This is a genomic window from Streptomyces sp. NBC_00306, from assembly GCF_036169555.1.
Classification (GTDB): domain Bacteria; phylum Actinomycetota; class Actinomycetes; order Streptomycetales; family Streptomycetaceae; genus Streptomyces; species Streptomyces achmelvichensis.
Map to the genome: position 1 here is coordinate 7,999,641 of NZ_CP108032.1, position 13,705 is coordinate 8,013,345.

A 13,705-nucleotide genomic window follows, 5' to 3' on the forward strand; every position below is an offset into this window, starting at 1 on the left:
GCGCCTGGACCGTCACCTGCCGACCGGCGCGGATACCGCCTGCGACAGCGCCGGAGAGGCGGCGAACAGTGCGTATACGGAGGCCCGGACCTGCGCGGCGACGGCCTCAGGAGTGGAGGTGTCGAGCTTGCCGTCGAGATGGAGGAAGGCGAGGCCGTGTACGAGGGCCCACACCGTCGTCGCCAGGGCGCCTGAGTCGTCGGCGCCGGGGAAGGCGTCGCGAACGAGGCTCTGGACGTACTCCGTGATGACGGCGGTCGCGGCGACGCGTTCTTCGCTGGTCGGATCGCAGGGCTCGGCGAACATCGCCCGGAACAGGGCGGGGTGCTCTAGGGCGAACTGCACGTACACGACTGCGACGGCGGCCAGGTCGTCGGGTGTGGAGGGCGCGGGGTGAGCCGCGGCCAGGTGCTGGGCGAGCTCGCGGTACCCCTCCGCGGCGACGGCGGACACGAGGTCGTCGCGGTCCGCGTAGTGCCGGTAGGGGGCCGTGGCCGAGACGCCGGCCCGTCGGGCGACCGCGCGGAGGGAGAGCGCGGCGCTGCCGTCCTCCTCCAGCAGCTCTCTCGCGGCCCTCAGGCAGGCTGCACGTAGATCCCCATGGTGGTATCCGCCGGTTTGAGACACAGGTCACCATTCCTTATGTTTATGGCGCATACATCATAGGTGATTGAGAGGGGAGAGGGAACTGGGATGACCAGTGAGCCGTTCTCGCCGCAACTCGTGCCCTCCGATCATGCGCTCCGGGTACCGAAGAACCGGATCGCCATGGCGGGCATGGAGGAGAACACGGCGGCACAAGGCCGGCCTTCCCGGTGGTCGAACCGCTCGGCGTGGACCTGGTCCAACCCCCGGCGGCAGCTGCGAAAGCCCCGCGATGACCGGCCGTCCGTCCCGCGGACAACCGCGCCCAGGCCCGCGAGGCCTGCTTCCTCGACTTCGCCAAGGGACCTGGTCAAGGCCGGCCCCATCCCGCTGATGCTCACCGGCGGCGCACCCGCCGCGTCACAGCTGCGAGAGGCCTCGACAGCGGTGTGGTGTTGCGCTTGTCGGGATGAGCACCGCCCTCACCCTCACCCCTGATCTCCCCGAACGCTGGAAGAACCACCGCGAGGCCGATCGTCTGCTGGAGCCGGTCACATGGTTCGGCAAGGCTCTCGCCCCGGCCGCCGGCATGGCTCGGGTCCGGCACCTGATGCGCCGCCTCGCCCGGAGGAGCACCCCCAGCCTGGCACCCACTCGGTGATCGCACTGATCTCCGAGGGCCGAAGGCAGCGAGTAGCCCTGGGCAGCTACCGCGCCTGGTCGTCCAAGAGGCGGTGCGTCGTTGGGCGGTGGACCACCCTTGCGGCGACGTCGACGGATGGCACCGGTATCCCCAGCGGATCGGGGGACGCGGGCCCCTCTGTCGTGGGGGCGTCGCCCCAGGGGAACCTGGCGGGTCGCGGCAGAGTCTTCCGGCGTGGGCTCGGACCTGCGCAGGTCGCGGGGTTGTGGCGCGGGACGGGGTCCTGGAGAGGCCTTTGTCGGCGTCCCGCATCTGCCGGCAGCAACAGACGGGCACCTCACAAGCGGTGGTGCCGGCCCGTTGATCAGGCGAAGAGGGCGAGCCGGTCGAGCGGACAAGCCGCCCTCTTTTCCTGGCGTGGCCCGATCGTGGCCACGGCTGTGTGCCACACGCTGTTCAGCGGACTCCGACCCGTTTCATGACCTTCAGCGCGCCGGTCAGGAGGGTGGCCCAGGTCTTGGGGGAGATACGGGCCGGCGGGTAGAACCCCTGGATGCGCTGGTGGGCGACGGTCTGGGCTTCGGTGTACTTGAGGATGCCGTCGGCGCCGTGACGCCGGCCGAGTCCTGAGTCGCCCATTCCGCCCATGGGGGCGTCGATGCTTCCCCAGGCCGCGGCGAAGGCCTCGTTGACGTTGACGGTGCCCGCGTGTATTCGGGCGGCGACAGCTCGGCCGCGTGCGCCGTTGCCCGACCACACGCTGGCGTTGAGGCCGTATGCCGATGCGTTGGCCAGCGCGACCGCCTCGTCGACGTCGCGGTAGGAGTAGATGGAGACGACGGGGCCGAAGGTCTCGTGGTCGTACAGCGTCATCTCGGGCGTGACGTCGGTGAGGATGGTCGGCTCGTGGAACAGCGGTCCCAGATCGGGGCGTGCCTTGCCGCCGGCGATGATGGTGGCGCCCTTGGAGACGGCGTCGGCGATGTGGGTCGTGACGGTGGTGAGCTGGGACGGAGTGGTGAGGCTGCCGACGTCGATGCTGTAGTCGTAGGCGGCGCCGACCTTGAGCTTCTTGGTGCGGGCGACGAACGCGGCGACGAACGTGTCGCGGATGGACTCGGCCACGTAGAGACGCTCGATGGAGACGCACAGCTGCCCGGCGGAGGGGAAGCAGGCGTTGACGGCGCCCTCGGCGGCCTTGCCGATGTCCGCGTCGTCCAGGACGATCATGGCGTTTTTGCCGCCGAGTTCGAGGGAGGCGCCGATGAGGCGCTGGCCGGCGTCGCTCGCGATGTGGCGTCCGGTGGCGGTGGAGCCGGTGAACATCATGTAGTTGGCGTTGTCCATCAGTGCGCCGCCGATGGAGCTGCCCCGGCCGATCACCATCTGCCAGACGTCGGCCGGCAGGCCCGCGTCGTACATGAGCTTCATCGACCACAGGGCGGTGAGCGCGGTCTGGGTGTCGGGCTTCTGCACGACGGCGTTGCCGGCCATCAAGGCCGCGATGGTGTCGCTGGCGGCCATGCTGAGCGGGTAGTTCCACGGCGAGATGACGGTGACGACGCCCTTGGGGTGCCGCAGCTCGGTCGTGTGTGTCAGTAGCGGGATCGCGCCGCGGCGGCGCTTGGGGCCGAGGTACTTGCCGGCGTTGCGGGCGTAGTAGCGGGCGACGATGCCGATGTCGACGACCTCGAGGTAGGCGTCGCGGCGGGTCTTGCCGTTCTCGGCCTGCATCAGGTCCAGCACCTCATTCTGCCGTGCCAGGACGAGATCGTGGTAGCGCAGCATGATCCGCTTGCGCTCCGCGATCGGCGTGGCGGCCCAGGACTTCTGCGCGATCCGGGCCCGCCCGAACGCCACCTCGACGTCCTCAGGGGTGGAGACAGGAAAGTCGGCCAGGGGCACGCCGGTGTAGGGGGCGTTGGTGGTGACCCGCGCGGCATTCGGCGCGGCTGCGACCTGCGCGGTCAGCTGCGTGAGCAGGGCCGGGGTGATGGACGCGGGCAGGCCCAGGCCGCGGCCGGTGGTGGGGCGGCTGGCGTGGTCGGTGACCATGGGGTCGGACTCCTTGTCGCTTGCTGCTACTTGTTCCGGCTCCGGACCGAGTTGGGCACCGGCATGTGGAGGGCGGCCTGGCCTTCGGTCATGACGTCGAACTGGATGGTCCGCTTCGGCTTGAGCGACCGCAGATCGTCGGACATGCGGCCCTCACCGAGCTGCAGGGTGATGCCGCTGGTGCTGTGCGTCGTGCCGGCGTTCAGTACGTTGGTCTGGTTCAGCGTGGAGTGCCACGAGCCGTTGATCGACGTGTACGAGGTGAGCGAGCCGACGCGCTCTCCGCTCATGTAGGCCCTCTGGGCCGGCGTGTTCGCCAGGAGCGACAGGTCGACTCCGCCGGCGTCGTTGGCCACGCGGGCGGTCGTCCGATGGTCGTCGATGTCGACGTCGAGCTCGGTGACCCACTTGGGGAAGCCATAGCCGTCGTGGCCGCGGACCTGGGCGATGTCCGAGTTAACGGGAAGAGACAGCACGTAGGAGTAGAGGTGCTCGTTCTTCAGCCCGGTGACGAGGTCGAAGAAGCCGAACTTGCCGTGCCGGGCGGGCCTTACGGCGATGCCGACGGCGGCTTCGGTGTAGAAGTCGATGTCGGCCACGTCGTAGCGGAAGAACATGACCGAGACCAGACCGAGGCCGGGCGTGATCTCCAGCGGCGAGAGCTCCTCGGGCAGTCGGCTGCGGATCGCCCGGGTCGGCGCGATCATCGTGAGCCGCGTGGTGGAGATCGCGTAGTAGAAGTTCGGGGTGAGCGTGGGGCCGATCGGAGAGTCCGCCTTGATCTTGGGCAGCTGGCGGAAGAAGTCCACGCTGCTGACGCGGGGGTCGCGGGCGATCTCGTCGAGGTCGGGGTTCATCCGGTAGCGGTCGTACAGGCCGCCCTTCGGGACCGTTACCTCACGGCCGCCCAGGTCGACCCTCACGGTGTCCTTCAGTGTCGAAGACATGACGTGCTCCTCAATCCTATGTAAACGATGTACACATCGCTTTAGGTTTGGCTGTAAGGGCTGTCAACAAGGGAATGCTGGATTCTTGGGGTGCATCTCAGCGGCGAGGCCGGGAGCGTCACGCCGCCGCTGGCCGGTCCGGGCCGTGGCCGCTCTTTCGCAGCGATCGCCAGAGTCTGCCGAATGGCGATCACGGCGGACCGCGATCACGGGCAAGGCCCTTCGTCAGTCCCTCGATCGCCGCGCACGAACCGCTCGATCGCGAGACTGGATGGGTGCTGTGTCAGCCCTGCGTGAGTCGGCGGTATGCAGTGGAGAGACTGCTGGACCAGATTGTGCTCACGCTCCCGGCAGGGCCGCGGGTTCGGTTTGACTTTCCTTCTCCGGACCGGCGGGCGACGGCTCCTTTGAGGAATGGGAATCGGGTGGCCGATGGCGCCGCGCGGTGGACGGTGTGGACCGAGGCGCCATCGGTCACAGCCTCAGGCCTGGGTGGCCCGGGGCTGCGCCAGCCAGGCGCGGTAGCTGCGCAGAGCACGCTGCTGCTTGCGGCGCTCGGAGACGAGGGCGATCGTCGGGTGGGTGCCGGGCTTGGTCCTGCGCCCGCGGGCGAGTCGGCGCATCTGATGCCGCACCTGGGCCATGCTGGCGGCGGAGGCGAGGGCCTTGTCGGACCAGGTCACCGGTCGCATGGCTCGGTCGGCTTCGCGGCCCTGGCGCCAGCGTTCGGGGAGGTCGGGGGTGATGGCGAGCGCGGTGCCCATGCCGAGAACCGATACGCCGCTGTCGAGCACCTTCTCCGCGGTGACGCGGCGGGTGATGCCGCCGGTGAGCATCACCGGCAGGGGACTGGTCTTGACGAGGTCCGCGGCGAGGTCGAGGAAGTAGGCCTCGCGGGCCTGGGTGCGGTCGTCGGCGGGGCGGCCGGTCATGGCGGGGCTTTCGTAGCTGCCGCCGGACAGTTCGACCAGGTCGACGCCAAGGGGCGCGAGCATCTCGATCACCTGGCGGGCGTCATCGGCGCCGAAACCGCCACGCTGGAAGTCGGCGGAGTTGAGCTTGACCGCGACCGTGAAGGAGGAGGAGACGGCTGCACGGACGGCGCGGACGATGTCCAGCAGCATCCGGGCCCGGTTTTCCAGCGAACCGCCCCATTCGTCGGTGCGCTTGTTGACCAAGGGGGAGAGGAACTGGGACAGGAGGTAGCCGTGGGCGGCGTGGATCTCGACACCGTCGAAACCGGCTTCCTCGGCGCGTCGGGCGGTCACCGCGTAGCGCGCCACGGTCTCGAGGATCTGCCGGGGGGTCATGGCGGTGGGGCGGCCGAAGCGGCTGCTGTGTTTGCCAAGGCTGACGCCGATGTCGGTCGGGCCCCACACGACACCGGGCATGTCCGAGGCGACCTGCCGCCCGGGGTGGTTGATCTGCATCCAGATCGATCCGCCGCCGGACTTGCCCGCCTTCGCCCAGTCGGCGAAGGGCTTCAGGGGGGCGTGCTCGTCGAGCACGACACCGGCGGGCCCGGTCAGCGCCTGGGCATGGACCATCACGTTTCCGGTGATCAGCAGGCCGGTACCGCCGGCGGCCCAGCGCTGGTACAGCGACAGCAACTGCCAGTCGGGGAGCTGGCCTTGTGCGGCCATGTTCTCTTCCATGGCCGCTTTCGCGATCCGGTTCTTCAGCACCTGGCCGGAGGGCAGGGTCAGCGGCGAAAACAGCTCGCTGGTCATCCCGTTCTCTCTTCCATCTCGATTGCTTACGATGTATGCACTACTTACATTAGAGCATCGATGTAATCAGCGTAAACATTGAGAGGTGTGGGGTGCGTCGCAGTCGCGCGGCCGGTCGGGTGCCGGCAGAGCAGAACGGGGCGACAAGGGCCCTGGCCTGTCGGCGCCGAGATGGCGCCGACAGGCCAGGCCTGACCGGGCATGCGCTGCAGGCGCGCAGGATCGCCCGTCGTGCAGTGCGGTGCGGAGAAGATCGACAGCGAGCTTGCGAACGACCTTTGCGGCTCGGGTGTCGCGAAGGCTGTCCACGAGGAGGACGTCGTGGACCGTGCCGGCGACGCGGACGGAGGTGACATCGACGTCGGGCCTCGCGGAGCGTGTTGGGCGTACTGCTCGCCCTCGTCACGCAGGACGTTCGCCTCGTCAGTGATGACCAGGGCCGTGGGGGAGTCCTTCAGCTGATCGAGAGAGGTCTGCGGAGGGGAGGCGTGGTGCTCGGCATATTGAGCGGGATGGGTGGTGCAGACGTCCGGGCCGTCCACGGCGCGGCGGCTAGTACGCGATGCCCACTGCCTGCTTCAGGGTCGAGGCGTCGTCCGTCATGCGCAGCATCGCGTGGGCCACGTCCGCCCGGCCGATCGCGTTGCCACCGCGCAGGTTGGCGCCGAGCGCGGTCCGGTAGACGCCGGTCATGGGCTTGTTGGTGAGCTTGGGCGGCCGTACGACCGTCCAGTCGGTGGTGCTCCGGCGGATTTCGTCCTCCATCGTCGTCAGGTCCGCGTACACGTTGCGGTACACGCGCGAGATCAGTGGGGTCACGGCGCGCAGCAGGAGCGTTTCGTCGGGCGGCACCGGGCCTATGGGAGCCGCGCTCACTGCCAGGAAGCGGCGCACCCCCTCCGCCTCCAGGGCCCGCAGGATCGTCCGGGTGCACGTGGTGGCGACGCCTGCGTGCTTGATGGCGCGCGCGCCGACGCCTGACAGCACCGCGTCGCGGCCCGCCACGGCCGGCCGCAGGGCTTCTGGATCGTTCAGCCCGGCGGTGACGACCCGCAGGGCCGGGTCGTCGACGGTCAGTCGAGCGGCGTCGCGGACCACTGCGGTCACCTGGTGGCCGGATGCGAGCGCTTGCCGGACGATTTCGTGCCCGACGCCCCCGGTCGCTCCGAAAACGGTCAGTTTCATCGCTACGCCCCCTGGGTTGGTAAGTATTCACTCACCACTAGGGTGAGTGTTCACCCACCCCTCCGTCAAGCCTTTCCGGAGCGCACACGTGAAGCCTGCACGGGCCCGCATCCTCGACGCCGCCGACCAGCTCATGCGCACTATCGGGCTCGCCCGTGCCACCACCAAGGAGATCGCCAGGGAAGCCGGCTGCTCGGAGGCCGCGCTCTACAAGCACTTCGCGAGCAAAGAAGATCTTTTCCTCCACGTCCTCCAGGAACGCCTCCCGAAGCTCGGTCCGCTGCTCGTCGAGCTGACCGAAGAACCCGCCGGCCACAGCGTCGAGGAGAACCTCGTCACGGTCGTCCGGCAGGCCGCGACCTTCTACGAGTCCACCTTCGCGATCGGCGCCTCGCTCTTCGCCGAGCCTGCGCTACTGCGCCGCCATGCCGAGGGCGTACACGCGCTGGGCAGTGGTCCGCACCATCCGATCGATGCGCTCTCCGGCTATCTGCGCGCGGAGCGTGAGGCCGGCCGGATCGCGCCGGACGCGGACACCGACGCAGCTGCGGCGCTGATGATGGGCGCTTGTCTGCAGCGCGCGTTCCTCAAGGCGTTCCCGGGCAGCGAGCCGGTCCGTCCGCTCGACGAGTTCGCACGGGCAGTGGCCCGCACGGTCTTCGCGGGCCTGCGCCCGCTGCCGTCCGGCTGACTTCGCCTGCTTCGCGGCCGGTCTTCGTGCCCCGTCGCGGTCGGCGCACGTCTGCCGGCGCGGTGCCGAGGGCTTCTTACGTCATGTGCCGTCCGCCCGATCGATGCTGCCCTCCAGGACCGACATCAGGTCGACGACGCTGGTGGCCCCGGGCTCCTCATCGGCGAGGTCGATCTCCTGATAGTCGGCGCTGCTCAGTGGTCGGCGCCTCAATCCTGTCGGGAGCTGTTCACACTGGCGGTGAGACAGACGCCGAATTCACCAAACGGCTCGACCGGATCCGATGGATGATGCGCCCCCGCTCATCGACGGGCTCATCAAGTACAGCTGCGCGCCCTGAACCGTGTCTCATCGTCACCGCTGACCAACCTCCGCTCCTGGCACGGTTCTTCACCGATTACGCTCCGCGGCCGTGCGGCCGAGAAGGCATGGGGGTCGCACGTGGCGTGCCATCAGACTCCGCAGGCTGAAATCCATGACTTCGAGCAACTCTTCCGGCCGCACCCTTCACCCCCGCACCCGCGAGTTGGCGATGATCCACCGGCTGCCGGCCAGGTCAGCTCAACGTCACGGGCCCCGGAGCCGGTGCGTCGTCAGCACCCACGGCAGGCCCAGGAGTCCGCGCCACCGCGGACGACGCCGCCTCCGAACGGGGCGGCGACCGCGGCAACTGCCACGAGACCGGCTCTGGTTCAGGCCAGAGGAACCAGCGCGGTGATGTGCTTGCCTCGGGCATGGAGGGTGATCGTGACCTTGTCGGCGAGGCGTCGTACCAGTGGCCAGCCGTAGCCACCGATCCGTGGTGGTTCCGTGGCGTCGTTGTCGGGGACGAGCGGTGTGCGGGTGCTGGTGTCACCGACGACGACGAGGAGTCCTTCGTCGGTGATTTCCGCGGTGAATTCGGTGAGGCCGCCGCCGTGGCGGAATGCGTTTGTCACCAACTCCGAGGTCACCAGGAGCGCGTCTGCGACCACCACGTCCGCCAGACTTTCCCCGTGCATTCCGCAGAAGCGTGAGTTCAGCAGTCTGGTGACCATGTCCCGCGCTGCGGCGGCATTGTGCGGCACCGGTGACAGGGGTTGCGTCGCTTTCCCGCGCTTTCGCACGGCAGCCGTCTCGGCCTCGTCCGGTGCGTGTTCCGGACGAGGAGTCTGGTCAGGTGCCTCGAATTCCACATTCATCGCGTTGTCCTCGTGCCCGGTCGGCCGGGGCACACACCCGCGCGTATGTTCGGAGTGCGGCTCGGCAGGGACGATCAGCACGTGCGCGCTTGTTCGACGCTGCTCGCGAATTGGAAGGCTTCCTGCGTTCCGGTGACCTCGAACAGGCGGAGTACCTTGACGTTCATCGGGCCCGCCAACACCAGCGGTACGCCGGCTGCCGCGTGACTGCGCCGGCCGTGCAGCAAGGCGTGCAGTGCCGTGGAATCGGCAAACGTCAGACCGGACAGGTCCACGACGGTCCGCCTGCCTCGGTCCTCAGCGGCTTTGGTCAAAGCGTCGACCAGCCGATCGCCGTCCGACCATCCGTCCAGGCTGCCCCGGACGCTGATCAGCACTACACCGTCGGCCGAGGGCTCTACAGCCACCACCAGTTCATCACTCGACATGGGGCATATCTTTACAACATCACGGCGCACCGAGATGACCCGCGGTCGCTCCCGGTGATCACGCTACCGGTCACCTGGAATGGCGTGCGGTACGGGCCCGTTGTCCGCGGGCGTCCTGATCAGAGGGCCCGGCGGAAGGGCTGGACCGCCGGTTCCCGACCTCGCTGAACGGCAGGGCGTCGCTCGACCGACCCGCCTGGATCAGTTCGCCGGCTGCCGCGCCCGCGTCGGCGTGGTCGTCCAGGGGGATGTGAACTCGCGGGCCAGTACGGCGAGCGGCACGCGCACGTCACCTTCACATATGTGCGGATGGTGGGGTGGGTAGGTGCTGAGTTGTCAGGAGGGCGTCCCGTGCGGGATGGTTGCCGAAAGGCAACGTTTCCGTACGAGTTGGTGAGGTGAGGGATTCGCCCAGCGGGTCCTCGATATTTGGTGTCCACTCAAGCGCAGACCGTCGCAGACACGGAGCCGGACTTTCCATGGGGCCGTGCCCCGTACCCCGTGCTGGTCGCTGATCCGGTAGGCACCGTCGTGCAGTGCAACGACGCCGCACAGATACTGCTGCCCGCAGCCCTCCCCGGCACGCCCCTGGCGGACGTGGCCCCGGGCTGGCTGTTCGCGGCCCACGAGGCGATGCGTCCGACCGGCGCCACTGCCGCCCACGACGCCGACACACCGCTCTCCGGTGGGATCGACGGTCGCCGTTTCGAGGCGCACCCCAGCGCCCGCGCCGACGGCACGGTTGCCTGGTGGCTGGTCGATGACACCGACCACCAGCTCGCCCGTGACGCACTCCTGATGGAGAGAGAACGGACCGCGTTCCTCGCGAAAGCGTCCAGCACGCTGCTCTCCTCCCTCAACCTGGGACGCTGCATGGACGTGACCGCGCAGTTGGCCGCCGAGAACCTCGCAGATGCCGCCCTGGCCATCGCGCCTGCCCGGGGCTACCGGCTGCCGGTGGTGACCTGCCTGCGTGGTGGCACCCCCACCACGTCACAGGAAACGGTGGACCCGGACGACGTCCCCGGCCTCGGCGAGGCGCTGCGGGGATTCCCCCCGGTGCCCTCGCGGTGGATCGACCCGGCTTGTGCCCCGGCGTGGATGATCCCCGACGGCTTCGGGCCCATCGGCTCGATAGTGATCACCCCGCTACCCGGGCACGGCGTCCCTGCCGGTGCCTTGGTGCTGCTTCGCAAGGCGGACAGTGCCTCCTTCACCGACGAGGAAGAAGTCTTCGCCCGACTCTTCGCGGCGCGTGCGGGGGCTGCGATGTCAGCTGCCCGCTTGTACGCGGAGCAGACGGCTATCACCGAGGTGCTGATGCGGGAGCTGCTTCCCCCGACCCTGCACCAGATCGCCGGGGTGGACTTCGCCGGCAGTTATCGCCCGTCGGCCGACCATGAGCGGATCGGCGGGGACTTCTACGACGTGTACCCCGCCACCGTCGAAGGGGAAGCCTCGCTCGTCACGCTCGGGGACGTGTGCGGCAAGGGCCTGGAGGCCGCTGTCCTCACCGGCAAGATCCGCAATACCTTGCATGCTCTGCTGCCCATGGCCGACGACCACCAGCGCATGCTGACGCTGCTGAACACCGCGCTGCTGAACTCCCACAACACTCGGTTCGCGACGCTGGTTCTGGCCTCCGCCGCCCGTCGGGGCAGCAACGTCGAGCTCGGGCTCACCAGCGCCGGACATGCGAAACCGCTGGTCATCCGCGCAGACGGGACCGTGGAGGAGGCTGACACCTGCGGGCGGCTGGTGGGGGTCATGCCGACCGTTCCCGCCAACACCACGACGATCACCCTCGCACCGGGGGAGTCCTGCATTCTGTACACCGACGGAATCACCGAGGCCCATGGCGGTCCGCTGGGTGACACCCAGTTCGGAGAGGAACGCCTCAAGCGCGCCCTCGCCGGGTGCGCAGGAATGCCGTCCGAGGGCATCGTGGAGCATATTCAGATGCTCGCGTCCCAGTGGCTCGGCAACCGCCGTCACGATGACATGGCCGTCGTCGCGATCTCTGCACCGCGTACCCACCATCTGAGTGCGGTGGATGGTCACACTCGGGGCAGGTACACCGCATGAGCTTGAGCACGAGCACACCACCTCGCCTCCCATGCGGCGCCGAGTTCGCGCAGTTGGCCGACCAGTTGTGGCACGGCGTGGCGGCCGGAGACGAGTACGCCGCCACCGAGATCGTCCTGCGCGCCCTCGACGACGGCATCGAACCGGAGAGCGTGCTCCTGGACGTGATCGCGGCGGTGCAGGGCAAGGTCGGCGAGGAGTGGGCCGCGAACCGGATCAGCGTTGCTCAGGAGCACGCGGCGACGTCCATCAACGAACGGGCCGTTGCCGCGCTCGCCCTCCACCCGGCCGCCCGCAGGACTCCCACCCTTGGCAGGATCACTGTGGCGTGCGTGGACGGCGAGTGGCATGCGCTGCCGGCCCGGATGGTGGCGGAAGTGCTGAAGCTGCGCGGATGGCAGGTCGACTACCTCGGCGCGCAGGTCCCCGCCCCGCACCTGATCTCCCACCTGCACACCACAAAAGCCGACGCGGTCGCGCTGTCCAGCTCGATCGCGACGAGGCTGCCCACCGCGCACGCGGCGATCACCGCTTGCCAGGCCGTGGGAGTGCCCGTCCTGGTCGGCGGTGCCGCGTTCGGACCGGACGGCCGGTACGCGCGGTTGCTGGGGGCCGAGGCCTGGGCGCCGGACGCCCGTACCGCTGCCGACCGGCTCGCCGGGGGACCGCTGCCCCGCCCGCAGGTCGACCACCAGCAGATGGACGACCTGCCGCATCTGGCCGACCAGGAATACACGATGGTCACCCGCAACAGCGACAACCTGGTGCGCACCGTCTTCCACGCGCTGGAGGACGCGTTCCCCGCCATGCGCGCCTACGACGACATGCAGCGGGAGCGAACCGCCGAAGACCTCGCGCACATCGTGGAGTTCCTCGCGACCGCCCTCTACCTCGGTGACGAGAAGCTCTTCACCTGGTTCATCACCTGGACCGCGCAGATTCTTGTCGCACGGGGCGTGCCCGCGCAGTCTCTGCCGCCTGCCCTGAACCTCTTCGCCCGTGAGCTCAAGGACTTCCCCCGGGCGGCCCGCATCCTGCAGCGCGGCGTTGAAGCGCTCACCACCGCACCTCGGACCACCACTGGAAAGCCCGCATGACGACGCTGCCCCCCGCCCTGCACCTGACCACTGTGGATGCCGAGAACAGAGTCCGCATAGAGATCAGCGGGAATCTCGACTACGACAACGCCGACCTGCTGCTGGACGAGGCCACCGCGCAGCTCTCCGCCCGCCCGCAGCTGACGGACTTGCATCTGCACTGCGCGGGTATCGGCACGGTGGACTCCATGGGGCTGTCCATCCTGCTGATGATCGGCAGACGCACCGACGCAGCAGGGGTGCGCCTCCACTTGGAGGACCGGCCCGAGAAGCTGGACCGGCTCCTCCACGTCACCGGTACGCTTGAGTACTTCACTGTGACGTCCCCCACCGGAGCCGCGATGTCGCACGAGGAGTCTGCGCCTCCCGTGGTCGCGAAGGAAGCGCGAGCGGCCCGCCCGACCGGACCTGACAACAGCACCTGAGAGCCACTGCCCGGCCGATCACCGGGCAGAAGCACCCACCGACGGGGAGCCATGCCCGCACCAGACGCCATCCCCAGCAGCATCTGCGACGAGGCGACCCAGAGCGCCAGTGGCATCGCCGAACTCCTCGACGTGATGTGGGGGCGCGTCCAGGACTCCACCGCCGATGCCACCGCCCCGGCCTCGGCCTCACAACTGCGCCTGATGTACGTCGTCGAGCGGCAGGACGGCGTCCGGATGCGGGCGGTGTGCAAATTGCTCGCCGCCTCGCCTCCGAACGTCTCCCGCATGTGCGACCGCCTGCAGGCCACTGGCTTCCTCGAACGGCTGCCGTGCCCCGACAGCGGACGCGAGATCACCTTGCGACTGACCACCGCGGGCAAGCGGCACCTGCAACGCATCCGTGAGCAGCGCAAGAGCATGCTTCACCGGGCCATCCACAACATGCCCTCCGTCGAACGCCGTGCCCTGGCCATAGGACTGGCAGAACTTCGGCATCAGCTCACCGCCGCCGCCGGTGAGGAGCACGAGAGACCCGGTGCCCACAGCGCAGCCTGAATCCGTGCAGAAGTCGGGCCGGCCGTGTGACGTCCGGATTCGGTGCAGTGGAGCGTGCGAGCAGCCAGGCTCGTAGGACCGACAGGCCCCGTCGG

Annotated in this window: 14 protein-coding genes and 1 pseudogene; 6 read left to right on the forward strand and 9 right to left on the reverse strand. The window is 68.8% G+C overall.

The features are described from left to right. Positions 1–12 precede the first annotated feature (12 nt). Positions 13–627 carry a TetR/AcrR family transcriptional regulator gene (locus tag OHA05_RS35670; RefSeq protein ID WP_328862901.1) on the reverse strand — a complete coding sequence of 205 codons (615 nt, stop codon included), beginning with the start codon at positions 625–627 and terminating at the stop codon, positions 13–15. A gap of 427 nt (positions 628–1,054) precedes the next feature. Between OHA05_RS35670 and OHA05_RS35675 the strand changes: the two genes are divergently transcribed. Beyond that, positions 1,055–1,246: a hypothetical protein gene (locus OHA05_RS35675; protein WP_328862902.1), complete on the forward strand. Its 192-nt coding sequence runs from the start codon at positions 1,055–1,057 to the stop codon at positions 1,244–1,246. 438 nt (positions 1,247–1,684) lie between these two features. Here the strand turns inward: OHA05_RS35675 and OHA05_RS35680 are convergent, their stop codons facing one another. The 5 genes and pseudogenes from OHA05_RS35680 to OHA05_RS35700 all read right to left on the reverse strand — a co-directional run bounded on the left by OHA05_RS35680 (position 1,685) and on the right by OHA05_RS35700 (position 7,145). Next, positions 1,685–3,283: a succinic semialdehyde dehydrogenase gene (locus tag OHA05_RS35680; protein WP_328862903.1), complete on the reverse strand. Its 1,599-nt coding sequence runs from the start codon at positions 3,281–3,283 to the stop codon at positions 1,685–1,687. Between the two features lie 26 nt (positions 3,284–3,309). Beyond that, positions 3,310–4,230, reverse strand: coding sequence for an acetoacetate decarboxylase family protein (locus tag OHA05_RS35685; RefSeq protein ID WP_328862904.1), 921 nt, complete (start codon positions 4,228–4,230; stop codon positions 3,310–3,312). Positions 4,231–4,712: 482 nt separating this feature from the next. Further along, positions 4,713–5,960, reverse strand: a complete 1,248-nt coding sequence (locus OHA05_RS35690; RefSeq protein WP_328862905.1) for an NADH:flavin oxidoreductase/NADH oxidase family protein — start codon at positions 5,958–5,960, stop codon at positions 4,713–4,715. Between the two features lie 228 nt (positions 5,961–6,188). Then, positions 6,189–6,490, reverse strand: a pseudogene (locus OHA05_RS35695) (alpha/beta hydrolase fold domain-containing protein); the annotation flags it as partial. A 22-nt stretch (positions 6,491–6,512) separates the two neighbouring features. Beyond that, positions 6,513–7,145, reverse strand: a complete 633-nt coding sequence (locus tag OHA05_RS35700) for an NAD(P)-dependent oxidoreductase (protein WP_328862906.1) — start codon at positions 7,143–7,145, stop codon at positions 6,513–6,515. 88 nt (positions 7,146–7,233) lie between these two features. Between OHA05_RS35700 and OHA05_RS35705 the strand changes: the two genes are divergently transcribed. Next, positions 7,234–7,836, forward strand: a complete 603-nt coding sequence (locus OHA05_RS35705; RefSeq protein WP_328862907.1) for a TetR/AcrR family transcriptional regulator — start codon at positions 7,234–7,236, stop codon at positions 7,834–7,836. Between the two features lie 81 nt (positions 7,837–7,917). Here the strand turns inward: OHA05_RS35705 and OHA05_RS35710 are convergent, their stop codons facing one another. From OHA05_RS35710 to OHA05_RS35720, 3 genes are all read right to left on the reverse strand, one after another. Then, the gene (locus tag OHA05_RS35710; protein ID WP_328862908.1) at positions 7,918–8,049 is read right to left on the reverse strand and encodes a hypothetical protein; all 132 of its coding nucleotides are present in this window, start codon (positions 8,047–8,049) and stop codon (positions 7,918–7,920) included. A gap of 479 nt (positions 8,050–8,528) precedes the next feature. Then, positions 8,529–8,942 (reverse strand): ATP-binding protein, encoded by a 414-nt coding sequence (locus tag OHA05_RS35715; RefSeq protein WP_328863524.1) that lies wholly within the window; start codon positions 8,940–8,942, stop codon positions 8,529–8,531. 149 nt (positions 8,943–9,091) lie between these two features. Then, positions 9,092–9,445: an STAS domain-containing protein gene (locus tag OHA05_RS35720; RefSeq protein ID WP_328862909.1), complete on the reverse strand. Its 354-nt coding sequence runs from the start codon at positions 9,443–9,445 to the stop codon at positions 9,092–9,094. 531 nt (positions 9,446–9,976) lie between these two features. Between OHA05_RS35720 and OHA05_RS35725 the strand changes: the two genes are divergently transcribed. From OHA05_RS35725 to OHA05_RS35740, 4 genes are read left to right on the forward strand one after another with little or no spacing between them, the layout of a single operon-like run. Further along, the gene (locus tag OHA05_RS35725; protein ID WP_328862910.1) at positions 9,977–11,530 is read left to right on the forward strand and encodes a PP2C family protein-serine/threonine phosphatase; all 1,554 of its coding nucleotides are present in this window, start codon (positions 9,977–9,979) and stop codon (positions 11,528–11,530) included. Further along, positions 11,527–12,627, forward strand: coding sequence for a cobalamin B12-binding domain-containing protein (locus OHA05_RS35730; protein ID WP_328862911.1), 1,101 nt, complete (start codon positions 11,527–11,529; stop codon positions 12,625–12,627). Before OHA05_RS35725 ends, OHA05_RS35730 begins: the two co-directional genes overlap by 4 nt. After that, positions 12,624–13,052, forward strand: a complete 429-nt coding sequence (locus OHA05_RS35735) for an STAS domain-containing protein (protein ID WP_328862912.1) — start codon at positions 12,624–12,626, stop codon at positions 13,050–13,052. The genes OHA05_RS35730 and OHA05_RS35735 overlap by 4 nt, the downstream gene beginning before the upstream one ends. A 51-nt stretch (positions 13,053–13,103) precedes the next feature. Next, entirely contained in the window at positions 13,104–13,610 is a 507-nt protein-coding gene (locus OHA05_RS35740; RefSeq protein ID WP_328862913.1) for a MarR family winged helix-turn-helix transcriptional regulator, read from the forward strand. The last annotated feature ends 95 nt before the right edge of the window (positions 13,611–13,705 follow it).

Coding starts and splice junctions, on each gene's coding strand:
- OHA05_RS35675 (WP_328862902.1), top strand. CDS start 1,055: ATGAGCACCGCCCTCACCCTCACCCCTGATCTCCCCGAACGCTGGAAG.
- OHA05_RS35680 (WP_328862903.1), bottom strand. CDS start 3,283: ATGGTCACCGACCACGCCAGCCGCCCCACCACCGGCCGCGGCCTGGGC.
- OHA05_RS35685 (WP_328862904.1), bottom strand. CDS start 4,230: ATGTCTTCGACACTGAAGGACACCGTGAGGGTCGACCTGGGCGGCCGT.
- OHA05_RS35690 (WP_328862905.1), bottom strand. CDS start 5,960: ATGACCAGCGAGCTGTTTTCGCCGCTGACCCTGCCCTCCGGCCAGGTG.
- OHA05_RS35700 (WP_328862906.1), bottom strand. CDS start 7,145: ATGAAACTGACCGTTTTCGGAGCGACCGGGGGCGTCGGGCACGAAATC.
- OHA05_RS35720 (WP_328862909.1), bottom strand. CDS start 9,445: ATGTCGAGTGATGAACTGGTGGTGGCTGTAGAGCCCTCGGCCGACGGT.
- OHA05_RS35730 (WP_328862911.1), top strand. CDS start 11,527: ATGAGCTTGAGCACGAGCACACCACCTCGCCTCCCATGCGGCGCCGAG.
- OHA05_RS35735 (WP_328862912.1), top strand. CDS start 12,624: ATGACGACGCTGCCCCCCGCCCTGCACCTGACCACTGTGGATGCCGAG.
- OHA05_RS35740 (WP_328862913.1), top strand. CDS start 13,104: ATGCCCGCACCAGACGCCATCCCCAGCAGCATCTGCGACGAGGCGACC.